The organism is Kitasatospora sp. NPDC127111 (genome assembly GCF_042677465.1).
Lineage (GTDB): Bacteria > Actinomycetota > Actinomycetes > Streptomycetales > Streptomycetaceae > Kitasatospora.
On sequence record NZ_JBHXTG010000046.1, the window covers coordinates 37191 to 61607 of the forward strand.

Genomic DNA, 24417 nt, shown 5'->3' on the forward strand with positions numbered 1-24417 from the left:
CGATCGCCACGTCGTCCCGCCGCGCGGCCGCGGTGCCGGCCGCGCGCCCGTCCGCCGGGGGAATCATCGGGCGGCGGCCAGTCGCTCGCGCCACCAGGCGACCGTCGCGCCGACCTGCTCGTCGACCGGGGTGGCCCGGACCGCGAACGCGGCCTCGTAGGCGCCGGAGTCGACGACGAACGGCGCGTCGAACTGGTAGCGGATCTCCTTCAGTTCGCGGATCAGCGGGGAGAAGAGCGCGGCGACCCCCAGGAGGGCCGGCGGCGTCCGGCGGACGGCGACCGGACCGGTGCCGGCCTCGGCGGCCAGGCGGCCCACCAGCTCCCGGGCGGACAGCGCGGGGGCGGTCGGGGCGTGCCAGGCCCGGCCCCAGGCCCGTTCCTCGCCGGCGAGTTCGACCAGGGCCGCGGCGACGTCGGGCAGGTACGTCCAGCTGTGCGGGGCGTCCGGGTCCCCGAGCACGGAGACCGGCTTGCCGCGCAGCAGCCGGGGCACGACCCGGGCGGCGAGGTGTCCGCCGTCGGTCACGCCGGGCCCGAAGAAGTCGGAGGCGCGCAGCTCGACCGCCTTGATCCGGCCCTGCTCGTGCAGGCCGCGGGCCTGCTCCCAGACCTGGGCGCGGACCCGTCCCTTGGGTCCGGTGGCCGCGAGCGGCAGCTCCTCGGTCATCGGGCCGGACACCGGGCCGTAGCCGTAGAGGTTGCCCAGCATGACCAGGACGGCGCCGGTCGCCTCGGCCGCCGCGCAGAGCGACGCGGCCAGCGGCGGCCACTCGTCCGCCCAGCGGTGGTAGGGCGGTGCGGCGCAGCTGTGGATCGCGGCGGCGCCCCGCGTCGCCTCGATCAGCCGCGCGCTGTCGGTCGCGTCCAGCGCGACGTGTTCGATCCCGGGTTCCGGGCTCCGGCCCGACCTGGTGACGACCCTTACCGGATGGCCCCGTTGGGCCAGCAGTCGTGCGGTGGCCGCTCCGGCGGGCCCGTGTCCAATGACGACATGAAGGTTCACGCCCGCACCCTAACGCGGTCATGTACAGGTCTTGTTCCAGTCGGGTCGGCAATCTGACACCGCCTCAGCTAGCCCGGGCGGCTGCGGCCCGGGCGGTGCTGTTCCGGGCGGGCGCGCCGGGGCCGCAGGTCGCCCGACCTGCGGCCCCGGCGGTTCCGGCGGTCCCGCTGGGACCGGTGATCCCGGTGGGGCCGGCGGCGGGGTCAGCGGGTGACGAGGGCCTCCAGGGCGGGGACGAGGGCGGCCGGGGTGGGGAGGGCGTCGTTCTCGTCCCGGAGGCGGGCGGCCCCGGCCCGGAGGGACGGATCGGTGAGGAGACGGGTGAGGAGCGGCGTGTCGACCTCGGCCGAGGCGGAGCTGAGGGCGGCGCCGGCCTTGGTGAGGGCTTCGGCGACGGCGAAGTTGTCGGCGCCCTGGGGGAGGAGGAGCTGGGGCAGACCGGCCTGGAGGGCGGTGAGGGTGCTGCCGGAGCCGCCGTGGTGGACCACCGCGTCGGAGGTGCTCAGCAGTTCGGCCAGGGGGACCCACGGCAGCTGGCGGACGTTGGCCGGCAGGGTGCCGAGCGTGCCGAGGTCGGCGTCGCCCACGGCGATCAGGAACTCGGCGTCGACCGCGGCGGCCGCGTCGACCAGGCGGGCGATGGCCTCGACCCCGTCCACCTGGGCGACCACGGTGCCGAGGGTGACGGCCACCCGGGGGCGGTCACCGCGGCGGAGCAGGTCGGCGGGGAGGACCCCGCCGCCGTTGTAGGGCTGGTAGCGCATCCGCAGGCCGTCCGGGTCGCCGCCGAGCGAGGCCGGGACGATGTTCAGCGCGGTGGCCGCGGCGGGGCCGGCCACGCCGTGCGCCTCGTAGAGGTCGGCGAAGTGCGGGGTCGTCCGGGCGATCATGTCGTGGCCCGACGAGACGCCGAAGTTCTGGATCACCGAGGGGATTTCGAGCTTCGCGGCGACCAGCGCGGCGGAGGGCTGGCAGGCGTCGTGGACCAGCAGGTCGGCGCCCCAGTCGCGGGCGGTGGCCAGCAGGCCGTCCACGGTGGAGCGGGAGGCGACGGCGAAGCCCGTGGCGGCCATGTCGAGGATCTGGTCCTGGGTCATGTCCGGCCGGGCGTAGCGCGCCTCGGTGCCGAACGCCTCCTGGAACGCCTCCCGGAGCGAGCGGCCGTCGCCGATCTCGACGACCGGGAAGCCGGTCGCCAGGAGCTGCTCCAGGGGCTTCGAGCCGGCGAAGAGGATCTCGTGCCCGGCGGCCCGCAGGGCCTGGGCGGTCGGGATCATCGGGAAGAAGTGCCCGGCCGCGGGCGGGCTGGTGAAGAGTATGCGCACGGTGTGACTCCTGAAATCGGTCAGCCGGTCGGAACAGGTCGTGCGGGCCGGGCCCGCCTCCTCCCGTGAACTGACGTGCTGTCACATCGCGTTCCCGGGGGGTCGGTAATCGGCCGTTCTGGCGTCGGCGTGGCCGGTTCGGGTGCGGTGCGCTCCCGGTGGCGTCGGCCGGCGACACCCTTCGAGCGGATCGCGGGGCGGAAGTGTGACGGGCGGGGCGGCGGATGTGGCGAGGGTCACGCCCGGCCCGGCGGCGGCGCTGCTCAGGCGGTGGCGAGGAAGTCGCGGACGGTCTTGACGAAGGCCTCGGGCTGCTCGAAGACCACGACGTGGCCGGTGTCGAACTCGGCGTACTCGCTGTCGGCGATGGCCGCGTGCAGCCGGCGGGCGTTCTCCACCGGGACGGTGGCGTCCTGGGCGCAGCCGATCACCAGCGTCGGGGCCTGGACGCGGGGGAGCAGCGCGGTGATGTCCAGGCTCAGGTCGAGGGCGATGTGCCGCAGGGTGCCCGGGGTCGGCCGCATGAAGGCGGCGTTGGCCTCGACGGCCTCGCGGCCGATCCGGTTGAGGAAGCCGCGGCTGAACGCGGTGAGGGTGGCGTAGCGGCCGAAGGCGGCCGGGTCGCCGGCCAGGGCGAGCCAGACGGTCATCATGGTGCGCAGGTACTCGTCGTCCGCGTTGATCCAGCCCGCGGCGGCGACCAGGCGGCGCACCTGCTCGGGGCGGCGGGCCGCGGCGGCGGTGGCGACGACGGCGCCGAGCGAGAAGCCGACCAGGTGGACGGGGCCGCGGCCGGCGTCCTCGATGACGGCGTTGACCTGGGCGGCGAGGGTGTCGACGGTCAGCTCGCCGCCGTCGTCCTCGGCGGTCTCGCTGCCGGACAGCTCGGGGAGCAGCACGGTGTAGCGGTCGGTGAGGGCGTCCAGCAGGTGGTCCCACATGCCGGAGCCGGGGCCGGTGCCGTGGACGAGGAGGAGGGTCTCGGGGCCGTCGCCGACGATGCGGTAGGGGATGCGGGCGGCGTCGACGGTGATGGCGGGCATGGCGGGGAGGTCCTTTCGGAGTGGCCGGTGGGGCGCTGACGAGAAAGTAAACTACACGGTGCAGGTCATGACTGCAACTACACCGTGTAGTGCAATCCATGGGACCGGGTCGGCCCGGGCGGGCCGGAGGTGCGGCGAGGGCCGGCCCCGGGTGGGACCGGCCCTCGTGCCGGGGCGGGGCGGGCTCAGCCGTAGAGGCGCAGGAAGGCCCGGACGCCGGCGGTGACGCCGGCCGTCAGCTCGGCCTCGGGCAGCTCGATCGCGCCGAAGAAACTGGCGTCGGCGGCGCCGCTGAAGGTCAGCAGGGTGAACTGGGTGGCGGCCAGCGTCGCGTCGTCCAGGTGCAGCAGTCCCTGGTCGGCGAGGCGGCCGAAGTGCGCGGCCAGGTCGCGCTGGGAGGCGAGCGGGCCCGCGTCCAGCCAGGCGTTCAGGACGTCGCGCGGGATGTTGCCGGCCTCGGCGCGGATCGTCCGGCCGAGCGCGAAGTGGTCGCCCGCGGTGAGCACGGCCCGGGCGCGGTCCAGGGCGAAGGCGGTGAGGTCGGCCTCCAGGTCGACGATCTTGTGCAGGTGCCGGTCGGCCAGCGCGGCGATGATCTCGGTCAGCTCGTCGGCGGTCTCCAGCGCGACGGAGAGGAACAGCTTCTCCTTGTCCCCGAAGTGGTTGTAGACGGTGCGCTTGGACACGCCGGCCTCGGCGGCGATCGCGTCCACGCTGGCGCGGGTGTAGCCCTCGCGACCGAACACCGCGGCCGCCGCGCGGGTGATGGCCTGCCGCTTCTCCGGCATCCGGCGCGAGCCGGCGGCCGGGGCGGGCGCTCCGGAGGTCGCTGAGGTCCCTCGGGTCCCTGCGGTCATCGGCGCTCGCTCCTTCGGCGTGGGTTGCACTACTCGGTGCAGTGTACGCTCGGCGGCCGACGCGATGGCCGACGCGGCGGCTTCGGCCGCGGACCCGCGGGCCCCGCCGGGCGGTCAGCGCAGCAGCCGGCGCTCCTTGGCCACCGCCACCGCCCCGGCCCGGGTGTCCACGCCCAACTTGTCGTAGATCCGGCCCAGGTGGGTCTTCACCGTCGCCTCGCTGATGAACAGCGCCCGGGCGATCTCCCGGTTGCCCAGCCCCTGCGCCAGCTGGGCCAGGATCTCCTGCTCGCGCTCGGTCAACTGCGGGAGCGGGGCCCGCATCTGGGCCATCACCCGGGAGGCGACCGGCGGTGAGAGCACCGTGCGGCCGAGCGCCGCCGCGTGCACCGCGGCGAACAGCTCCTCCGGCCGCTCGGCCTTCAGCAGGTAGCCGGTGGCGCCCGCGCCGATCGCCCGGGTGATGTCGGCGTCGGTGTCGTAGGTGGTGAGCACCAGGACGTGCGGGGCGCCCGGCGCGGCGGTGATCCGGCGGGTGGCCTCCACCCCGTCGATGCCCTCGCCGAGCTGGAGGTCCATCAGGACGACCTGCGGCGCGAGCCGGGCGGCCAGCGCGACCGCCTCCTCCCCGCTGCTCGCCTCGCCCACCACCTCGATGTCCCCGGCGCTGGCCAGCAGTGCCAGCAGGCCGGCCCGGACGACGGCGTGGTCGTCGCAGACCAGCAGCCGGACCGGCGGGGCAGCGGAGGAAGCGGGATTCATCGGGGCTCCAACGGGATCGCGGCGGACACGACGGTGCCCTCGCCGGGAGTGCTCTCGACCGTCAGGGTGCCACCGAGCTGGCGCAACCGGGCCCGCATCGCCGGCAGGCCGTGGCCGCGCCCGCCGCCGGGGCCGGCCGCGCCCGCCGTGCCGGGCCCGTCGACGCGGAAGCCCCGGCCGTCGTCGGCGATGTCCAGGACGGCCTGGTCGCCGAGGAAGGAGAGGGTCAGCGCGGCCGCCGAGGCGCCCGCGTGCTCCCGTACGTTGGCCAGCGCGCCCTGGGCGATCCGCAGCAGCGCGGACTGGGCGGCGGCGGGCAGCGGAACCGCGGTGCCGTCCAGGTGGAACCGGACCGGCAGGCCGCTCTCGGCGGACTCCCGCTCGGCGAGCGAGCGCAGCGCCTGGTCGAGGGTGCGGCCGTCGGCGAGTTCGGCCGGCGCCAGGTCGTGGACGAAGCGGCGGGCCTCGGCCAGGTTGCGGGCCGCCACTTCGGCGGCGGTGCGGACGTGGGCGCGGGCCGTCGCCGGGTCGGCGTCCCAGGTGCGGTCGGCGGCCTGGAGCAGCATCTGCTGGCTGGACAGCCCCTGCGCCAGGGTGTCGTGGATCTCCATCGCGAGCCGCTCGCGCTCGGCCAGGGTGCCCTCCCGCCGCTCGGTGGCGGCCAGTTCGCGCCGGGTGCGGCGCAGGTCGGCGATCAGCGCGCGCTGCCGCTCGGCCTGCCGCTCCATGTGCAGGAAGACGGCGGTGGCCAGCGCCGCCACGGCGGGCGGCAGCAGGATCAGGTTGGCGTCCACCCCGCCCGGCAGCCGGACCTCGCCGACCACCACCAGCAGCGTGAGCGCCGCCACCAGCGGGATCGCCGCCCGGGCCGGCAGCGTGCGCAGCGCCGTGTAGACGAGCGGGACGGCGCACCAGGCGAAGCTGGGGGCCAGCAGCACCAGCACCACCCAGAGCGTGACCACCAGGGCCAGCGGCCAGAGCCGGCGGCGCCGCCCCGGCGCGGGCGGGCGGCGGTGGGCCAGCCAGGAGCCGGCCGGCTGGGCGACGGCCAGGGCGAGGCTGAGGCCGATCACCCAGGGGATCCGGGGGCTGCCGGGGTGGTGGGAGAGGTAGCGGCTGAGCGAGGTGGCGAGCAGCAGCAGGAAGGCGGAGTCGAGCAGGACGACCAGCCGGCCCGCGTCCGGCTCGCCGGCCGGGGAGGGGGTGCCGGTGGCCGGGGAGGGGGTGCCGCCGGCCGGGGAGGGTGCGCCGGTCGGGGCGGGTGCGGGCGCGGCGCCCGGGTGGGGCTGTTCCACGTCCTCGCTCCTCTCGCCGCGCCGACCTCGGCCGCCGGATCGGCACTGACCTGCGCCGATCCCTCGATGGTGACCCGTCCGGCAGTGGCGCGCATCAGCCGATCGGTTGACCCGGCCGTCCTCCATCATGCGCGCGAGCGGCCGCCGGACCGTCGATGTGCCGCGGGGGCGGGCGGCCGGAGGATCGACACCGAAGCCGCCGAGCCCGACCCGGTCCCCCCGGTCCCGGCCGTGGCCCCGACCGATCCGACGAGGAGCTGGACCATGAAGAAGATCTCCGTGCGCACCCGGGTGCTGACCGGTACCGTCGTCGCCGCGGCGCTGGCCGCCGCCACCGTCGGCGCCGTCTCGGCCAGCGCCGACACCTCGGAGACCCCGGCCGCCGCCGCCACCGCGGTGAGGGCCGACACCCAGAACAAGAACCTGGCCCAGACCACCGGCCTGACCATCGAGGCCGCCACCAGGGCCGCCCAGGCCACCCTGGACGCGGCCACCAAGGCCGGCCAGCACGTCTCGGTCGCCGTGGTGGACCGCGACGGCGTCACCCGGGTGCTGCTCAAGGGCGACGGGGCCGGCCCGCAGTCGCCGGCGTCCGCCGAGCGCAAGGCGTTCACGGCCGTCTCCTGGAACGCGCCGACCTCCGAGCTGGCCAAGCGCCTCGCCCAGGTGCCGAACCTGAAGGACATCCCCGGCACGCTGTTCCTGGCCGGCGGCGCCCCGGTCCAGGCCAAGGGCGCCCCGGTCGCGGGGATCGGCGTCGCGGGCGCGCCCAGCGGCGACCTCGACGAGCAGTTCGCCCAGGCCGGTGTCGCGGAGCTCGCCAAGTAGTCACCGAGCCCGCCGGGCGGCGCACCGGCCTCCCGGGCGCCGCCTCCGGGGCGCGGCCCGCCCGGGTGCGGAACGGCGGAAGCGGCGCGGAACCGGTGCGCCGTCCGCCGCGCGATCGGCCGCGCAAGCGGCCGTGTAACCGGCTGCGCCCCCGGACCGGAGCGGCCAGGATGGGCGCATGGCACACATGACCGAGGCCGAGTGGCGGGCCTTCCTCTCCGCCGGCACCCGTACCGCCAAGATCGCCACCACCCGGGCCGACGGCCGCCCGCACGTCAAGCCCGTCTGGTTCCTGCTGGACGGCGACGACATCGTCTTCAACACCGGCGCCGACACCGTCAAGGGCCGCACCCTCGCCCGGGACGGCCGGGTGATGCTCTGCGTGGACGACGAGCGGCCGCCGTTCGCCTACGTCCTGGTGCAGGGCACCGCCACGCTCAGCGAGGACCTCGCCGAGGTGCGCGCCTGGGCCACCCGGATCGCGGCCCGCTACATGGGCGAGGACCGCGCCGAGCGGTACGGGGCCCGCAACGGGGTGCCGGGCGAACTCCTCGTACGGGTGAAGATCGAGAAGGTCGGCGCAGAACAGGGGGTGGCCGACTGAAAAGCGGGCTGCCACTGTCGGTGCCGCGTGGCAGGCTTCCCGGTATGACGGCGTGGACCCTCAACGACATCGAACGTGCGATCCGCTCCTCCTGGGGTGTCGACACCTGTGCGCCCGAGGACCTGGCCCACTGGCGTCCCGACAATCCCGCCCGCGGCCAGTGCGGGGTGACGGCGATGGTGCTGCACGACCTGCTGGGCGGCGAGCTGATGATGGGCGAGGTGCACGTCGGCGGCGTCCGGACGGACCTGCACTGGTGGAACCGGTTCGCCACCGGCGTCGAGATCGACCTCACCCGCGAGCAGTTCGGCCCGGACGAGCTGGTCGGCCCGGGCCGGCCGGTCGCCCGCCCGCAGCGCCCCGGTCGGCTCCAAGCCCAGTACGAGCTGCTGCGCCACCGGGTGATCGCCGAGCTGGAGGCGGACCAGGCCCGCGTCTCGCCGCTGCGCCGGCGGGCCTGCGCCTGAGCCGGGACCGCCCGGGCCCGGCTCGCCGGCCGAGTCGTAGGCTCGAACTCCTTCCGACGACCGTGCCACGGGGGTCCCGATGTCCGAACCGCAGACCGGTGCCGCGGCGCCGCGCCGCTTCCTCTTCCTGAACGCGAGCTCGCGGGCCGACGGCAACTCCGAACGGCTCGCCCGGCTGGCCGCCGGGGCGAGCCTGCCGGCCGGTGCCGAGCAGCGCTGGCTGCGGCTGAGCGAGCACCCGCTGCCGCCCTTCGAGGACCGCCGGCACGCCGTGGACGGCGGGTTCCCGGAGCCCGTCGGGCACGAGCGCACCCTGCTGGACGCCACCCTCGCCGCGACCGACCTGGTCTTCGTCGCACCGCTGTACTGGTACTCGCTGCCGACCAGCGCCAAGCTCTACCTCGACCACTGGTCGGCCTGGATGCGGCTGCCCGGCGCGGACTTCCGCGCCCGGATGGCCGGCGGGACGATCTGGGCCGTCACCGCCCTCGCCACCGAGCCGGAGAAGGCCGATCCGCTGATCGGCACCCTGCGGCTCTGCGCCGACTACCTGGGCATGCGCTGGGGCGGTGCGCTGCTCGGCAACGGCACCCGCCCGGGGGAGGTGCTGAAGGACGATCAGGCCCTGGTCGCCGCCACGTCGTTCTTCTCCGGCTGACGTTCACCGCAGCATCTGACGGCCGGTCGCCGCGGGCGGCTTCCGGCGTGTCCCCGTCAGTCGGTGGCCACCCGGCGGTCGAGCGCGAAAGCCTTACCGCATGACGGAGTTGGGTCAATCGGACAGCCCGCGGCCCGGGTGGTGCCCGAAGCGTGGTACCCGCCTTCCGGCCCGGCCCGGTCCTTCGGTAGTCTCCGTCGGACTTTCAGCTTCGCGGGGGGAGAGCTGTTCGGACAGCCCTGCCCTGCCGCGCTCCCGGGCTGTGCCCGGACACTCTCGTGAGGTCTTCCTTGTCCATGACCATCCGTCGCAGTCTTGCCTTCGCCGGCGCCGCCGCGCTCGCGTCCTCCCTGGTGCTGACCGGTGCCCAGGGAGCCATGGCCGTCGGTACCACCGGTTCCCCGTCCGCGGCCGCGCCGCAGGCCGACAAGGCGTCGCACCAGAGCCTCGACCTGTCGGTGCACGGGGTGCCGGACACCTTCGTCGCGGGCGGCGAGGCCCGCGAGTTCACCTTCAAGATCGACAACTCGGCCAAGCACGACTTCGTCCTGATCCCGCTGCTCAAGTTCAAGAACCGCGAGGGCAGCCTGGAGGCGAAGGACCTCAAGGTCGAGTACCAGCTGCCCGGCGGCCAGTGGCTGCCCGGCTCGGTCGCCCCCGGCGGCGGCGACGAGGACGACGACGCGGTGCTCACCCTGCTCGGCGCCGTGACGGGGGACGGGAACGTCTCCGACGACGCCCTGCAGGTCGTCAACCAGGGCAAGAACCTGGCCATCAAGGTCCGGGTCTCCTTCACCCAGGACGCCCCGCTCGGCAAGGCCGGCGTGGTGCCGGTCGTGTTCTCCGCCCAGCTCGACGACAAGACCCACGAGCCCGTCGGCGAGGGTCGCTTCAGCTGCGACGGCATCCGCGGCGCCGGCTTCACCATCAAGGCCGGCGGCGGCAAGCCGAGCCCCACCGCCAAGCCCACCACCGCCAAGCCCACCACGGCGAAGCCGACCACCGCCAAGCCGACCCCGACGGCCACCAACTCGCCGACCGGGACCGCCTCGCCGACCGCCACGGCCTCGCCGACCGCGACGGCCACCGCCACGCCGACCACCACCGCGTCGCCGACCGCGACCGGCACGCCGACCACCACCGCGTCGCCGACCGCCACGGGCACGGCCTCGCCGTCCGCGACGGCCACCACCGCGCCGAGCGCGTCCGCCACCGGCTCCGCCCCGGCCCCGACCGCGAGCAGCGGCGACGCCCAGCAGCCGATCGACTTCCCGGTGGCGGTCCCGGCCGTGACCGCGCCGAAGCTCACCCCGGCCGGCGTCACCAAGGCCAAGACCGCCGCCGACAACGCGGACAAGGCGCTGGCCCAGACCGGTGGCGGTGACAACACCACCGCCATCGCGATCGCCGGCGGCGCCGTCCTCGCGGCCGGCGCCGGCACCCTCGTGGTGCTCCGCCGCCGCAAGACCGCCCAGCAGGGCTGAGCGGCGCCACCGGGCCGAGCCCCGGGAAACGCCCCTCGGATGTCCGTCCGCCGGACACCCGAGGGGCGTTTCCCTCGCCGCCAGGTCACATAAGATGACCGGCCGGAGGGGGCGGAACGGCACGAGAGGTGCGAAGGGGTGCGGGGAGCACGTTCGGCGCGGGCCACGACCGACTACGAGGCCGCCACCGGGCGGATCGCCGGTCTCCCGCTCCGCAGACACCACGTCCTGCTGGTCGCCTGGACGGCGCTCTGGTTCCTGCTGGTCGAGCCCAGCGGGGGCTTCTCCTGGCACTACCTGCGCCAGGGCGAGGAACTGCTCTTCAGCGGCCAGCCCGACGGCGGGCTCTCGCTCTACGCGCACCACCCCGAGCTGCAGATCGGCCCGGTCAGCCTGGCCGTGGCCCGCCTCTTCGACCCGTTCCCCGCGCACACCGGCCAGGTGCTCGCGGAGGCGGCGATGTCCGGGCTCGGCCTGGTGATGCTCGTCCTGGTCGGCCGCACCGCCGCCTGGTACTACCTCGGCACCGGCACCAACCACCGCCGGCTCCAGCAGCGCCTGCTGATCGCCGGCCTGGCGTTCATCCCGATGTGGGTGGAGGTCTCGGTGCGCTTCGCGCACCTGGACGACGTGCTGGCGCTCTTCTTCACCACCCTCGCCGCGCACGCGCTCAGCCGCGGCAAGGCCACCCAGGTCGGCGTCCACCTCGCCCTGGCGGTGGACTCCAAGCCCTGGGCGCTGGCCTTCGCCCCGCTGATCCTCGCGCTGCCCCGGCCGGCCTGGCTGCGCACCGCCCTCTGGTTCGCCGGGCTGGTGGCCGTCGCCTGGCTGCCGTTCTACCTGGGGAACCTGGACACGGTGGCCGCGGCCAAGTTCACCATCCCCAACCAGCCGGCCTCGGCACTGCGCTGGTTCGGGGTGACCGACCCGGCCACCCCGTGGTGGGACCGGCCCACCCAGTTCGCGCTGGGCCTGGCGCTGGGCTGCATCGCGGTCCGGCGCGGCCGCTGGCCGGGCGTCGTCCTGCTGGGGGCGGACGCCCGGATCCTGCTCGACCCCAGCGTCTACACCTACTACACCGCCTCGATCCTGCTCGGCACCCTGCTCTGGGACGCGGTCGGGCAGAAGCGGCTGGTGCCGTGGTGGAGCTGGATCGCGCTGGCCGCGCTGTACGGGGGCACGCTGCTGATCCCGTCGGACCCGGCCCGCGGCCTGGTCCGGCTCGCCTTCGTCGTGGTCTCGGCCGGGTACGTGCTGCTCTGGCCGACCCGGCGGGCCCGCCGTCCGCGCGGCGGGGGCGGCGAGGACGGCGGGGCGGCCGGCGGCCGGGCGGCCCGGCGGCGCGAGCGGACGCTGGTGGGGGCGGCGCCGTGAGGCGCTGACGGATCCCGGTGTCCGTCAGCCCGCGACCAGGTCGCGGGCGTCGCCCGGCACCGCGGTGGTCCGGGCCGCCCGGGACCGGCCGAACAGCACCGCCGCGAGGGTCACGCCGACCGCCGCCCCGGCCAGTTGGGCGAGCACGAAACCGGGCACCGAGCCGGGCGCGATCCCGGTGTAGCTGTCGGTCAGCGCCCGCCCGAGGGTGACCGCCGGGTTGGCGAACCCGCCCGAGGAGGTGGCCCAGCAGGCCGCGCCGACCCAGAGGCCGACCGCCGCCGGCACCAGCCTGCCGCGCCCGCTGCGGACCAGCCCGGCCACCAGCAGCAGCAGCGTCCCGGTGGCCACCGCCTCGCCGAGCCAGAGCGCGGTGCCGTCCCGCCCGTGCCCGGACGGCTCGGCGAACGGCCGCCCGAACATCACGTTGGCCAGGCCCGTCCCGGTCACCGCGCCGGCCGTCTGCGCGGCGGCGTACCAGGCCAGCTCGCGCAGCGCCGGCCCGCTGCCGTCGCGCCGGCCGGCCCACCAGGCGCCCGCCGTCACCAGCGGGTTGAAGTGCCCGCCGGAGACCGGGCCGAGCAGTTCGATCAGTACGGTCAGGGCGAGCGCCGAGGCGCCGACGTTGGCGAGGAACCGGATCCCGCCGTCCGGGCTGAGCGCGGCGGCCTGGATGCCCGAGCCGACCACCACGGCGGCGAGCGCCGTCGTGCCGACCGCCTCCGCGGCCAGCCGTCGTACCAGGTGCGGAGAGACGGTGGTCATGGCGCCATGGTCCTGGCCGCCGTCCGGGTGCGGCAATAGTCGGCTTCGTCCAACCCGGGGCCCGTCCGGGGCCGTCCGCTCGGAGACTCGCACGGTGCTGACGGCCCCGGGGGCGCCCGGGACCGGTGAGACTGGGCCCGGTCCGACGGAGGGCGGAATCCGGCTTGACCCTCACGCAACGGGAGGCGGGAGGGTCGAGGTCAGCACGAAGGGAGAACCCGCATGAGCGACGGCTACTCGGTCGGCGAGGTGGCGAGGGTCGCCGGCATCACCGTCCGGACCCTGCACCACTACGACGAGATCGGACTGCTGTCCCCCGGGGGCCGCACCCCGGCCGGCTACCGCCGGTACCAGGACACCGACCTCGACCGGCTGCAGCAGATCCTGTTCTACCGCGAACTCGGGTTCCCCCTGGAAGAGATCGCGGCCATCCTGGACGACCACTCGGTCAGCCCGCGCGAGCACCTGCGGCGGCAGCACCGGCTGCTGACCGAGCGCATCGCCCACCTCCAGGAACTGGCCGCGGCCGTCGAACACGCCATGGAGGCAAAGAAGATGGGTATCCAGCTGACCCCGGAGGAGAAGTTCGAGCTCTTCGGTGAGTCCTACCGCGAGGAGTGGGAGGCCGAGGCCGAACAGCGCTGGGGCGACACCGAGGCCTGGGCGCAGTCCCAGCGCCGCACCGCCGAGTACGGCAAGGCGGACTGGCAGCGGATCAAGGCCGAGACCGACGCGCTCAACGCCCGCCTGGTCGAGGCCTTCACCGCCGGCGAGCCCGCCGACGGCGGCCCGGCCATGGACCTCGCCGAGGTGCACCGGCAGCACATCTGCGAGAACTTCTACGACTGCACCTTCGAGATCCACCGCGGCATCGCGGGGATGTACGTCGCCGACCCGCGGTTCACCGAGGTCTACGAGCGGCTCGCCCCCGGCCTGGCCCGGTGGCTGCACGACGCCATGCTCGCCAACGCGGCCTTCCGCACCGGCGAGCAGGCGTGACACCGCACCCCGGGAACCGGCCCCGCTACGCCGCCCCGCGGCCGAAGCCGCGGCGGTAGGCGGTGGGGGAGGTCCGCATCACGCGGCCGAAGTGGTGCCGGAAGGTCGCGGCGCTCTCGAAGCCGACGGCGGTGGCGATCTCCTCCACCGAGCCCTCGGGGGCCTCCAGCAGCGGCAGGCTGGCCGCGATGCGCTGGGTGACGACCCAGCGCATCGGGCTGGTGCCGTTGCGGGCGGTGAAGTGGCGCAGGTACGAGCGGTCGGACATCCGGGCGGCGCGGGCCAGCAGGGAGATGGTCAGCGGCGAGGAGAGGTGGTCCATCGCCCACCGCATGGACCGGGCGATGCCGTCGTCCTCCTCCTCGACCGGCCGGATCGCGGCCTCGATGAACTGGGCCTGCCCGCCGTCCCGGTGCGGCGGCACCACGAAGCGGCGGGCGACGTTGTTGGCCACCCTGGCGCCGTGGTCCCGGCGGACCAGGTGCAGGCAGAGGTCGATCCCGGCGGCGCTGCCCGCGCTGGTCAGCACGTCGCCGCTGTCCACGTAGAGCACGTCCGGGTTGACCCGCACCGACGGGTGGCGCCGCTGGAGCAGTTCGGCGTACCGCCAGTGCGTGGTGGCCTCGCGGCCGTCCAGCAGGCCGGCCGCGGCCAGCGCGAAGGCGCCCGAGCAGATCGAGACGATCCGGGCGCCGCGTTCGTGCGCCGTGCGCAGCGCGGCGACCAGACCGGGGGAGACCTCGCCGCTGAAGGCGTTCGGCACGCCGGGGATCACCACGGTGTCGGCGGCGGCCAGGTCGTCCAGGCCGTGATGGGCGGTCAGGGAGAAGCCGCCGACCGCCTGCAGCGCGGTGCCCGGACGGTCGGCGCAGACCTTCAGCCCGTACCAGGGGGCCGCCAGCAGCCCGCTCAGCTCCGGCCTGGCCAGCCCGAACACCTCGACCACGACGCCGAGTTCGAACGGCGTCATGCCGTCGAAGGCGTAGACCGCGACGTCGTGCACCGGCTCCGGCCGCCGGCCGATCGCGACGGTCACCGGGCCGGCGCCCTGCCGGGGGGACGACTGCCGGTCGGACGTCTGCTGCTCGGCCATCGCGGACCTCTCGCTCAGGGGTGGCGGGATGGCGGCGAGTGTAGCCGTTCCGGCCAGTTCGGATTTTCCGCGGACCCCCCTGCAACCCCGGGCCCCGCCACACGTCCATCAGTACGGGGGCGGGGCGGCGCCGGGACACCGGTACTGGCAGGATGCCCGCAGATCGCAGCCTTGATCACAGTGTCCTGACGGTCCGGCAAGTGCCGGGTGCCGTCCCGGGGGAAAGCAGAACCTCATGTCCATGGCCATCGGGCCGATCGCGGGACCCGGGAGGGCCCGTGGATTCTCCCCGCTGGGGCTGGCCGTCCTCCTCTTCGGCGCCCGGGAGGCCGTCGAGCCGACGGCCGCGCCGCGACCGGAGCAGGAGGCGGCCAAGCGTCGTTCGGGCTTCCGGCTGCTGCGCGGGGGGCGCGGCCAGTCCGCCGAGGAGGAGCGGCCCACCCTGACCGACCTCTACCACGCGCACCGGCTGAGCCTGGTGCGGATGGCGGTCCTCCTGGTCGACCACCAGGACCTGGCCGAGGACGTGGTCCAGGAGGCCTTCACCCAGCTCTACCAGCGGCACGGCGAGCAGCTGGAGGACTTGGACAACGCGCTCGGGTACCTGCGCACCTCCGTGGTCAACGGGGCCCGTTCGATGCTGCGCCGCCGGAAGACGGCCCGCGAGTACGTTCCGCCGCACGAGGCCGACGCGCCGTCCGCCGAGGACCACGCCGTGCTGAACGACGAGCACCGGCGGGTCCTGGTGGCGTTGCAGGAACTGACGTCCCGCCAGCGTGAGGTCCTGGTGCTGCGCTACTGGTCCGACATGTCGGAGGCGCAGATAGCCGAAACCCTGGGGCTGTCCCGGGGTGCTGTGAAGTCCACCGCCAGCCGGGCATTGGACGCCTTGGAAAAGCATCTGGAGAAGGTTCGATGACCGACAAGTTTCCCCGCCCGAGCGGGGGCGACAGAAGCGGGCCGGACGAAACCCCGATGGAACGCCTGCTCCGCGAGGCGATGGACGCACGCGCGACGCAGATCACCGCGCACAGCCTGCGCCCGGCCGACCCGCCGAGCCGGCGGCTGCGCCGGCTGAAGCCGGTGTACCTCGCGGCCGTGCCGCTCTTCGGTCTGGCCGCGGCGATGGCCTTCGGCGTGCTCGGCTTCCGCGGTGACACGGTGGCCGACCGGAACGACACCCCGCCTCCGGCGGCCACCGTCTCGGTCACGCCGTCCCCCACGCCGACCGAGACCCCGACCCCCACGGCGACGGCCGGCCCGACCGCGACCGCGTCGCCGTCGGCCGACCCGGACGACGCCGAGGCCGACATCCCGGCCGGTGCCCCGCCCACGACGGCCGCCACGACCGCCGCGGTGCCGGCGGGGCCCGCGACGCCGTACACGTTCCGCGGCGTCAAGTTCAAGGTCCCGGCGGGGTGGAAGGCGGTGCCGCCCGCCTCCGGCCAGACCCAGATGTGCGTCCTGAGCCCGGGGGCGCCCACCGGCTCCCAGCCGGGCTGGACCCCCGAGTCCTGTGCGCCCTACGGCATCGTGATCGCGGTCTACAACACCGCGGACGAGGCCGATCACGCGACCTGGCCCACGGCCTTCGACCTGGACTCGGACAGCGGTTTCAGCCATCAGCCCGACTGCCCGGTGTGGGGTCACCCCTACGTCCCCACCGGGCCCTACACGAAGGTCGGGGCGCCGGTCCGCACCCGCGACATCGTGGCCGGGCGGGCGATCTCCAAGACGCAGTGGCAGGTCACCTGCAAGCCCGGGGAGGACTTCACGGCCCAGCTGTGGGGGCTGAGGACCGACCAGGTGTACATCGCCGCGAACGGTCTCAAGCCCGAGTACCAGGCGGGCCTGGTGTCGATCCTGGACACCATGGACCTCGGCGGCCGCCAGGCGCCGGTGGCGCGGCCGAACCAGAACGACATCGGCGTCGGCGTGGAAGGTCTGGGCGCCGGGCAGTCGGTCCCGAACGACGGCAGCGCGGTGGAGTTCTCGGTCACCTACCGGAACACCAGCCAGACCAACTACGCCGCGATCGTGCCCCGGGTGTACGCCGAGCCGTACGCGGGGGCGCCGGTCGTCAAGGGGACGATCGAGCGGTTGGTCGGCGGCGCCTGGATGCCGCTGGACCTCGCGACGGCCGACAGGCCCGCGAAGGGCGAGACCGACCGGGCCCTGGCGCTCGCTCCGGGACAGAACGCCACGGTGAAGTACCGGATGAAGCTGACCGCCCAGGACGGTGCCGGGGTGATGCCGGTGACCGCGAGCGCGGCGGTGGTGCCCCAGGACGCGCCGATCGTCATCGTCGGTGAGCGCACCATCCCGGTGCGCGTGGTCGCCAAGTAGGACGCACGAGGGCCCGCTCCCCGCGGGGGGCGGGCCCTCTCGTGTACCCGTCGGCTCAGGCGAGCGAGGCCATCCAGGCCTCGACGTCCTCGGCGCGGCGCGGGAGGCCGGCCGAGAGGTTCTCGTTGCCGTCGGCGGTGACCAGGATGTCGTCCTCGATCCGGACGCCGATGCCGCGGTACTCCTCCGGCACCGTCAGGTCGTCCTGCTGGAAGTACAGGCCGGGCTCGACGGTGAGCACCATGCCGGGCACCAGCAGCGCGTCGACGTGCTCCTGGGTGCGGGAGTGGGCGCAGTCGTGGACGTCCAGGCCGAGCATGTGGCCGGTGCCGTGCAGCGTCCAGCGGCGCTGCAGGCCCAGCTCCAGGACCTTCTCGACGTCGTACACCGAGGCGTCCAGCAGGCCCCAGGCGAGCAGGCGCTCGGCGAGCACGCGCTGCGAGGCGTCGTGGAAGTCGCGGAACCGGGCGCCGGGCTTGACCGCCGCGATGCCGGCCTCCTGGGCGTCGTACACCGCCTGGTAGATCTTGCGCTGGAGCTCGTTGAACCGGCCGTCGATCGGCAGGGTGCGGGTGACGTCGGCGGTGTACAGGGTGTGCGTCTCGACGCCGGCGTCCAGCAGCAGCAGCTCGCCGGGGCGGACCTCGCCGTCGTTGCGGACCCAGTGCAGGGTGGTGGCGTGCGGGCCGGCGGCGCAGATGGAGCCGTAGCCGACGTCGTTGCCCTCGACCCGGGCGCGGCGCCAGAAGGTGCCCTCGATCCAGCGCTCGGAGGTGGCGACGGCCTGGCCCAGCTCGCGGACCACGTCGGTGAAGCCGTTGACGGTGGCGGCGCAGGCGGCGCGCAGCTCGCCGATCTCCCACTCGTCCTTGACCAGCCGCAGCCCGCTCAGGAACTCCCGGAACTCGGCGTCCTTGTCGGCGTCCAGCACGTCGGCGAGCGCGGCCTCCAGGCCGGCGTCGTAGCCGCGCACGATGCGGGTCGGGACGGTGCCGTCCTTGGCCCGCTCGGCGAGCTCGTCGGCGGCCTTGCGGACGTCGCGGACCGGCAGGCCGAGCAGCTGCTCCTGCTCGGCGAGGCTGTGCCGGCGGCCGACCCAGAGCTCGCCGTAGCCGTCCAGCCAGAACTCGCCGTTCTCGCGGTTGGAGCGGGGCAGCAGGTACAGGCCGAACGCGTGGCCGCTCTCGCCGGTGGGCTCGGCGACCAGCACCGCGTCCTCGGTCTGGTCGCCGGTGAGGTGCACGTACTCGCTGGCGGCGCGGAAGCTGTAGTCGGTGTCGTTGGCGCGGACCTTGAGGGTGCCGGCCGGGACGACCAGGCGCTCGCCGGGGTAGGCGGCGGAGAGCTTGGCGCGGCGCTCGGCGGCGTACGGGGCCTGGGCGACCGGGGCGAGGCCGTGCAGCTCGGTGTCGGCCCAGCCGGACTTCATCGAGGCGGCCAGCTCGTCGGAGACCTCCGAGTACAGGCCGTTCTTGCGGCCCTTGAACTGCTGCGGCTGCTCGTCGCCGCCGGCGGCCTCGGGGTTCTCGGCCACCGCCGGGGTGCGGTCCTCGGTCACGTACGTCGCCTCCTTGCGAGTGGTGCCGCCCTGGACCCGTCGGATCGCGACACGCGGGGGCGGCCGTGCGTCCATGGTACGGACGCCCGGCCGCTCAGCCGTTCGGGGTCGTGGGCGGCCCCGCGGGGAGGTCTCAGTCGAAGCGGGCCGCCAGCAGCATCAGGTCGTCGGTGGCGGGCCCGGCGTGCGGGTCCGGGCAGACGGCCAGCAGGTGGGCGCAGAGCCGGTCGGGGTCGATCCGCACGTCCCGCGGGGCGTCGGCGGCGGCCCGGCGCAGGTTGGCCTGCCCGGCGTGCAGGGTCGGGCCGCAGCGGCGGGCCAGGCCCTCGGTGTAGAGCAGCAGGGTGTCGCCGCGCTCGGCGGTCAGCTCGACGCCCGGCGCCTCCCAGCAGGAGAGCATGCCGAGCGGGGCGGAGAGCGAGGTCTCCACGAACTCGGCGCCGTACCGGGTGACCAGCACCGGCGGGCAGTGTCCGGCGCCGGCCAGGGTGACCCGGCGGTCCTCCGGCTCCACCCAGGCGTAGACGGCGGTCGCGCTGCGGGTCGGCTCGGTGGTCTTGAGCAGCAGTTCCAGGTCCCCGAGGACGGAGACCGGGTCCTCGCCCTCCAGCACCGCGTACGCCCGCAGGGCCGCCCGCACCCGGCCCATCGCGGCGGCCGCGCCGGGCGCCGAGCCCGGTCCGGCGCCGGGGCCGTCGCCGGAGACGCTGCCGACGGTCAGCCCCACGGTGCCGTCCGGCAGCGGGATGGCGTCGTACCAGTCGCTGCCGCAGGAGTGGTCCAGCCCGGCGGGGACGAGCCGGGCGGCGAGCCGGAGGCCGGCGGGCTGCGGGAGGCGGTCGGGCAGCAGGCCGCGGCGCAGCGCCTCGGTGGTGCGCCGGACCTTCTCCGCGTCCAGCTGCTTGGCCAGCAGCGGCGCGGCCACCTCGCAGTACCGGCCGGCCAGCTCGCGCTGGCGCTCGGTGGGCTCGGCGGGCTCGTCGTAGAACCAGAGGGCGGCGGCCAGCGGGCCGTCCTCCTCGGTGGCGAGCGGCAGGCCGTAGCAGCCGCCGAGGCCGAGGTGGGCGGCGAGCTCGCGCAGCCGGGGGCCGATCGCGGGGTCCTCGGCGAGGTCGCGGGAGTGCAGGCGGTCGGGCCGGTCGTGTTCGCGCAGCAGCCGGGCGACCAGGCTCTGGTCGGTCGGCACGGTCTCCAGCGAGCCGAGGCTGGCGCGGTCCAGGCCGTGGCCGAACGGCTGGCTGGGCCCGCCGCCGGGGAGCGCGGTGACCAGCAGGGCGCGGCGGGCGCCGAGCAGCGCGGTGCCGGAGGCCAGGACGGCCTCCAGGGTGGCCTCCAGGCCGCGCGCGCGGGCGAGCAGCTCGGTGTGCTCGTGCAGGCTGGTGAAATCGGACAGCCGTCCGGCCAAACGGTCCTGCACGCCGGACGGGGGCGCGGTGCGCTCGTCGGCGGGGCCGGGGAAGCCCGGATGGTCGAGCAGCGACAGCACGCTGGCGCCGCAGGGCTCGCCCGGCTCGGGGGACGTCGACGGTGCGTGGGACTCGGTCATGCCGCCACTCCTGACGCGGTGGTACGTGTCATGCGGAACCCCCAGGTACGGCCGATCGTGCGAGGACGGCCAAGGGCGCGTTTCGCCTTGATTCGCTACTACTCGTCATTGATCGTCAGCAATGCCACCACTTCTACACAGGCCATTCGGGGCATGTCCAGATCCGTGACAGCGCCGGTGGCCGGTTCCACGGCCTCCGCAACCCGCTCGGGCGGCGCGTTTCGTTCGTGCGCGCGCCGGTCGGGCGGAGGGCATGGAGCGGCCGGAGAACGGGCAGAACCGTGAGGACGGCTCCGGTGGCCGTCCGGATCGTATGCTTCGGCCGCCCGTGGACCGGGTCGGCCGGAAGTCACTCACTCGTACGGTGGAACCAATCGCGCCCGGGCGGCGTCCATCCGGTCGCATGCGGGATTCTCGTTCCAAGGGCTGTTCTGTTCCGCGGTCCTTCTCAGGTCGTGCTCCACACCGTGCTCCGCCCCTGCCAGGCCGCCCGTCGCCGCCATGCCCGCCCCCCTGAATCCGGGCCGGTGCGACGCACCCCGACGCCGGCCGGTGGGCCCGGAGCGAACCGAGCGGTCACGGAAAGGAACGAGCGCCATGCGTGAGGATCCGAGGAGCGGCCGTTCGGCGGCCCGTTCCGCCCGGCTGGCCGCGGCCCTGGCCGCCGCCGTCGACCATCGCTGGCCCGTCGTGCCCGGCACGCTCCTCCTCGGCGGTGGCTGTTCCTGCGGCGATCCGGACTGCCCCATCCCGGGCGCGCACCCGCACGACCCGCCGCTGCTGGCGGCCACCACGGACGCCCGGATGGTGCGGTGGTGGTGGGAGCGGCAGAGCCCGGACGCGCCGGTGCTGGCCGCGACCGGCCGGACCGTCTCGGCGGTCAGCCTGCCCGCGGCGGCCGGCGCCCGGGCGCTCGCCTACCTCGGCGCGTTGCGGCTGCCGCTCGGCCCGGTGCTGGCGCTGCCCGGCCGCTACGCGATCCTGGTGGCCCCCTACTCGCTGGAGGCGCTCGGCGACATGCTCGCCCAACTCCCTTGGGTGCCAGGGTCGTTGCGCTACCACGGCGCCGGCGGCTTCCTGTCGCTGCCGCCCGGCGGCGGGACGGGCGGCCGGGTGCGCTGGGTGCTCGCGCCCCGCCCGGCGGCCGACGGCGGCGTGTGGCTGCCTCAGGTCGGGCCGCTGCTGGGCGAGTTGGTCGAGGCGACGGTCCGGCTGGACAGCGGTCGCTCGGCGTACTGATCGGGTACGGACCGACCGGTGCGACCGGCGGCGATCCCGCTGTCGCGGGCGGCCGATCCGGTGACCGGTCCGACGGTCGATCCGGCGGCCGGGCCGGGCTGATCCGGCCGGTCGTCCGGAAAACAAAAGATCCGGCCGCTGGCGACGGGGGATGCACCAGCGACCGGACTCTTTAGACAGTAACAAGGATCGGCGTCCACGCCAATTTCCAAGAGGCCTTCAGGGCCCGGAAATTGCCCTTCCGGCGGACAATGTGACGCGTATCACCCGGATCCGGTCCCCTTTAGTTCAAGGTGACCTGACGGTTCACCAGGTTCGCGCGGGCGCGCCGCTCCTCGGCGGTCAGCGGCGTGCTGTCGGCCAGCGTCGCGGCGAGCCGCTCGGCGAACTCGGCGGCCGGCTTCTCGCAGTCGGCCGCCGTCATGGCGAGCGGGAGGTCCCAGACCGGGACGGTCAGGCCGTGCGCGCGGAACGAGCCGACCAGGCGGGTGTCCGGGCCGAGCGAGGACTTGTCGGCGGCGGTCAGCCGGGCCAGCGCGTCCAGCAGTTGCTCCTCCGGGACGGTCATCACCCAGCGCAGGTGGTTCTTGTCCGGGGTGCCGCACCAGTACGCCGCGTCGACGCCGACCAGCTTCTCGGTCGGGATCGCCGAGGCGTTGGCGCGCTCCAGCGAGGCGGCCACCTCGCCGGTGGCGGTCTCGGCGTCCTCCAGCCAGAACTCGAAGCCGGTGTGCACGGTGGGCTCGAAGCCGGCGTCGGCGTCCAGCAGGTCCTGCAGCCGGCGTCCGCCCGGGACGGTCCGGCGGGCCGGGACGGGCGTACCCGGCTCGGTGGCCAGCGCCAGCTCCAGCGCGTCCGCCAGGTCGCGGCTCAGGTCGCCGGAGGAGGACTGGGTCTGCAGGCCGAGCAGGATCGACCCGTCCTGGCGGCGCAGCGCCGGCCAGGCCAGCGGCAGCACGGTGGCCAGCGTCACCGACGGGACGTCACCGTTGGCGGTCTCGGCCACCCCGGCGGCCAGCGTCAGCGGCGCGGTCGCGGCGGGCACCAGCTCACGCAGCGCCACCCAGTCGGCCTCGCCCGGCAGGCCCTCGAACGGGCGGTGCACCAGCTCCTGCACGGCGTGCGAGGCCTCCCGGCCGTGGCACGCCTTGTAGCGGCGGCCCGAACCGCACGGGCAGTTCTCGCGGGCCCCGACCACGGGGATCTCACCCGTGACGGCGGTGGTGGACTGGCTGCGCTGCGGCGCCTTCTTGGCGGCCTTCTTGCCCATGGTGCGGCTCTCCCGGGGACGGTTGTGTTGTGCTCCGGGCAGCCTACTGACGATCGGGGCGGGGCCGGGCCAGGGCCGGTGGGATCAGGCGCTGCGGGCATCACCGCCGGTGCGCCGGGCGTGCCGGGCCCGGGCGGGCAGCGCCGCCCACACCGTCACCTCGCCGGGCGCGTCGCGCACGCCCCAGTCGCTGGCCAGCTGGTCGACGATGCCCAGCCCGCGGCCGCCGCGCGAGGTCAGCGACGGGCTGGCCGGGGACGGCCGGGTCTGCGCCCCGCCGTCGGTCACCTCCAGGGTGAGGACCCCGTCCGCGTGCATCTGCCAGCGGACCAGGACGCCGCCGTCGGGCTCGCCGTCCTCGTGCCGGGCCGCGGGTCTGGCCTCGGCGCTCCGCGAGGGGACGCCGACCAGCACCTGGTCCACGACCTCGGCGCGGGCACTGCGCCCGAGCACCGGCAGCGGACCGAGCGGCCGGGCATAGCGACACGCATTGCTCAACAGTTCGGAAAGGATCAGAACAGCATCATCGATGACCGGTTCCGGTATCTCCCGGTCACCCAGATCTCGACGCAGTCGGCGCCGTGCGACCCCGACACTCGCTGGGCCGTGCGGCACTGCCATGGTCGATGAAGTAGGCACTTCACGCGCCACCATCAACGCCACCCCCGGACCTCCTTCAGCGTATGCCGAGGGATGGATGCCCCTTGGTAATGCGTCGGAAACGACCGCGCGACGATCCCGCGGGGACATTTCAAGCCCCGCGACCCACGGTGCGCGACAGGTGATTCGGCGCTCACCCTCCGTCGTGAAAACGGATAATCTCCGGCACAAAACGAACGCGGAAGGTTTGAGCCCCTACCAAAACGATCAGTGGAACGATCATCGGACCGAGCGGCGACGGCGATAAGCGGCGATGGTCGGCGACGGCGATCGGGTGCGGCCGGTCGGCGACGGCGATCGGGTGCGGCGGTCGACCGGGAGATCGTCCGCCGTTCACCGGCCGAGCTGGGCCAGCACCTCCGCCGGGCGGTTGGTGATGATCGCCGACACCCCCAGCTCCAGGCACAGCTCCACGTCGGCCGGCTCGTCCACGGTCCAGACGTGCACCTGGTGGCCCAGCTCGCGCAGCCGCGTCACCAGGCGGGGCCTGGCCCGCACCAGGTCGATCCCCGGCCCGGCGATCCGGGCCCCGCCCGGCAGCGTCGCGCCCGGGCGCAGCCGGCCCTGCAGCGGCAGCATCCGCTCGAACAGGAAGACCCGCGGGTACTCCGGCGCGGCGGCGGCCACCCGGGTCAGGGCCAGCGAGGAGAAGCTCATGATCCGGGCCTTCGGACGGTCGTCCGCACGGGGCTCGCCGACCGGCGCGGCACCGCCGATCCCGAACCGTTCGAGCATCCGCAGCAGCTCGGTCTCGACCCGCCCCCGGAAGCGGACCGGGTGCTTGGTCTCGATCGCCAGGTCCACCGGCCGCCCGCAGTCCACGGCCAGCTCCAGCAGGCTCTCCAGCCGCAGGACGCCGCGCAGCTCCGGGTCCGCGCTCGGCACCCCGGTCTTCCAGGCGCCGAAGTCGTGCGCCTCCAGCTGCGCCAGCGTCATCGCCGAGACGGTGCCGCGGCCGTCCGAGACCCGGCCGATCCGGCGGTCGTGGACGCAGACCAGCTGCCCGTCGGCGGTCACCCGGACGTCGCACTCCAGCGCGTCCGCGCCCTCCTCGAGCGCGCGGCGGTAGGCCGCGAGCGTGTGCTCCGGCAGGGCGTGCGAGGAACCGCGGTGGGCGATCACCTGGACGGACGGCGCGGTGCGCGCCGCCGCCGGGGAGAGGTCAGGGCTGGTCACGCGTCCACGATAGGCGGCGGAGGTGACACCGAAGCGAAGGCGGCCCCAACCTGCGGGGCCGCC

23 protein-coding genes are annotated in these 24417 nt (G+C 74.9%); 10 read left to right on the top strand and 13 right to left on the bottom strand.

What is annotated here, in order from left to right; translation table 11 throughout:
- Positions 1-63: 63 nt before the first annotated feature.
- From ACFVHB_RS25280 to ACFVHB_RS25305, 6 genes are all read right to left on the bottom strand, one after another.
- A complete protein-coding gene (locus ACFVHB_RS25280) occupies positions 64-1005 on the bottom strand; it encodes an NAD-dependent epimerase/dehydratase family protein (RefSeq protein ID WP_380326532.1) in 942 nt (313 codons plus the stop codon).
- 203 nt (positions 1006-1208) lie between these two features.
- Positions 1209-2330, bottom strand: coding sequence for a nucleotide disphospho-sugar-binding domain-containing protein (locus tag ACFVHB_RS25285; protein ID WP_380326534.1), 1122 nt, complete (start codon positions 2328-2330; stop codon positions 1209-1211).
- A 263-nt stretch (positions 2331-2593) separates the two neighbouring features.
- Positions 2594-3373 carry an alpha/beta fold hydrolase gene (locus tag ACFVHB_RS25290; RefSeq protein ID WP_380326536.1) on the bottom strand — a complete coding sequence of 260 codons (780 nt, stop codon included), beginning with the start codon at positions 3371-3373 and terminating at the stop codon, positions 2594-2596.
- Positions 3374-3558: 185 nt separating this feature from the next.
- A complete protein-coding gene (locus ACFVHB_RS25295) occupies positions 3559-4230 on the bottom strand; it encodes a TetR/AcrR family transcriptional regulator (protein WP_380326538.1) in 672 nt (223 codons plus the stop codon).
- Between the two features lie 114 nt (positions 4231-4344).
- Positions 4345-4992 (bottom strand): response regulator, encoded by a 648-nt coding sequence (locus tag ACFVHB_RS25300; RefSeq protein WP_380326541.1) that lies wholly within the window; start codon positions 4990-4992, stop codon positions 4345-4347.
- Positions 4989-6413: a sensor histidine kinase gene (locus tag ACFVHB_RS25305; RefSeq protein ID WP_380326616.1), complete on the bottom strand. Its 1425-nt coding sequence runs from the start codon at positions 6411-6413 to the stop codon at positions 4989-4991. The genes ACFVHB_RS25300 and ACFVHB_RS25305 overlap by 4 nt, the downstream gene beginning before the upstream one ends.
- A 138-nt stretch (positions 6414-6551) precedes the next feature.
- Here ACFVHB_RS25305 and ACFVHB_RS25310 point away from each other — a divergent pair, with 138 nt between their 5' ends.
- From ACFVHB_RS25310 to ACFVHB_RS25335, 6 genes are all read left to right on the top strand, one after another.
- Entirely contained in the window at positions 6552-7115 is a 564-nt protein-coding gene (locus tag ACFVHB_RS25310) for a heme-binding protein (RefSeq protein ID WP_380326544.1), read from the top strand.
- 187 nt (positions 7116-7302) lie between these two features.
- Positions 7303-7719: a PPOX class F420-dependent oxidoreductase gene (locus ACFVHB_RS25315; RefSeq protein WP_380326619.1), complete on the top strand. Its 417-nt coding sequence runs from the start codon at positions 7303-7305 to the stop codon at positions 7717-7719.
- Between the two features lie 44 nt (positions 7720-7763).
- Complete coding sequence (locus ACFVHB_RS25320) at positions 7764-8186, top strand: hypothetical protein (protein WP_380326547.1); 423 nt, start codon at positions 7764-7766, stop codon at positions 8184-8186.
- 79 nt (positions 8187-8265) lie between these two features.
- Positions 8266-8844, top strand: a complete 579-nt coding sequence (locus ACFVHB_RS25325; RefSeq protein WP_380326550.1) for a flavodoxin family protein — start codon at positions 8266-8268, stop codon at positions 8842-8844.
- A 296-nt stretch (positions 8845-9140) separates the two neighbouring features.
- The gene (locus ACFVHB_RS25330) at positions 9141-10328 is read left to right on the top strand and encodes an LPXTG cell wall anchor domain-containing protein (protein WP_380326553.1); all 1188 of its coding nucleotides are present in this window, start codon (positions 9141-9143) and stop codon (positions 10326-10328) included.
- A 138-nt stretch (positions 10329-10466) separates the two neighbouring features.
- Entirely contained in the window at positions 10467-11702 is a 1236-nt protein-coding gene (locus ACFVHB_RS25335) for a hypothetical protein (protein WP_380326556.1), read from the top strand.
- A gap of 24 nt (positions 11703-11726) precedes the next feature.
- On the opposite strand, the gene ACFVHB_RS25340 is transcribed toward ACFVHB_RS25335, so the two are convergent.
- Positions 11727-12467 (bottom strand): aquaporin, encoded by a 741-nt coding sequence (locus ACFVHB_RS25340; protein ID WP_380326559.1) that lies wholly within the window; start codon positions 12465-12467, stop codon positions 11727-11729.
- A 222-nt stretch (positions 12468-12689) separates the two neighbouring features.
- Between ACFVHB_RS25340 and ACFVHB_RS25345 the strand changes: the two genes are divergently transcribed.
- Positions 12690-13466, top strand: coding sequence for a MerR family transcriptional regulator (locus tag ACFVHB_RS25345; protein WP_380326562.1), 777 nt, complete (start codon positions 12690-12692; stop codon positions 13464-13466).
- 25 nt (positions 13467-13491) lie between these two features.
- On the opposite strand, the gene ACFVHB_RS25350 is transcribed toward ACFVHB_RS25345, so the two are convergent.
- Positions 13492-14559, bottom strand: coding sequence for a helix-turn-helix domain-containing protein (locus ACFVHB_RS25350; RefSeq protein ID WP_380326565.1), 1068 nt, complete (start codon positions 14557-14559; stop codon positions 13492-13494).
- A gap of 235 nt (positions 14560-14794) precedes the next feature.
- Between ACFVHB_RS25350 and ACFVHB_RS25355 the strand changes: the two genes are divergently transcribed.
- Together ACFVHB_RS25355 and ACFVHB_RS25360 are read left to right on the top strand one after the other, a co-directional pair.
- Entirely contained in the window at positions 14795-15478 is a 684-nt protein-coding gene (locus ACFVHB_RS25355) for an RNA polymerase sigma factor (protein WP_380326568.1), read from the top strand.
- 56 nt (positions 15479-15534) lie between these two features.
- Positions 15535-16905, top strand: coding sequence for a hypothetical protein (locus ACFVHB_RS25360; RefSeq protein ID WP_380326571.1), 1371 nt, complete (start codon positions 15535-15537; stop codon positions 16903-16905).
- Positions 16906-16960: 55 nt separating this feature from the next.
- On the opposite strand, the gene ACFVHB_RS25365 is transcribed toward ACFVHB_RS25360, so the two are convergent.
- Together ACFVHB_RS25365 and ACFVHB_RS25370 are read right to left on the bottom strand one after the other, a co-directional pair.
- Positions 16961-18463, bottom strand: coding sequence for an aminopeptidase P family protein (locus ACFVHB_RS25365; protein WP_380326574.1), 1503 nt, complete (start codon positions 18461-18463; stop codon positions 16961-16963).
- Positions 18464-18596: 133 nt separating this feature from the next.
- Positions 18597-20009 carry a PP2C family protein-serine/threonine phosphatase gene (locus ACFVHB_RS25370; protein ID WP_380326577.1) on the bottom strand — a complete coding sequence of 471 codons (1413 nt, stop codon included), beginning with the start codon at positions 20007-20009 and terminating at the stop codon, positions 18597-18599.
- Between the two features lie 597 nt (positions 20010-20606).
- Between ACFVHB_RS25370 and ACFVHB_RS25375 the strand changes: the two genes are divergently transcribed.
- Positions 20607-21248 (top strand): bifunctional DNA primase/polymerase, encoded by a 642-nt coding sequence (locus ACFVHB_RS25375; RefSeq protein ID WP_380326580.1) that lies wholly within the window; start codon positions 20607-20609, stop codon positions 21246-21248.
- Between the two features lie 283 nt (positions 21249-21531).
- Here ACFVHB_RS25375 and ACFVHB_RS25380 read toward each other — a convergent pair whose 3' ends face one another.
- The 3 genes from ACFVHB_RS25380 to ACFVHB_RS25390 form a co-directional block, all read right to left on the bottom strand.
- On the bottom strand, positions 21532-22518 hold the full coding sequence (locus tag ACFVHB_RS25380) for a DUF5926 family protein (RefSeq protein WP_380326583.1): 987 nt from the start codon (positions 22516-22518) through the stop codon (positions 21532-21534).
- Positions 22519-22602: 84 nt separating this feature from the next.
- Positions 22603-23181 (bottom strand): ATP-binding protein, encoded by a 579-nt coding sequence (locus tag ACFVHB_RS25385; RefSeq protein WP_380326586.1) that lies wholly within the window; start codon positions 23179-23181, stop codon positions 22603-22605.
- Between the two features lie 330 nt (positions 23182-23511).
- Positions 23512-24354: a glycerophosphodiester phosphodiesterase gene (locus tag ACFVHB_RS25390; protein WP_380326589.1), complete on the bottom strand. Its 843-nt coding sequence runs from the start codon at positions 24352-24354 to the stop codon at positions 23512-23514.
- Positions 24355-24417 lie beyond the last annotated feature (63 nt).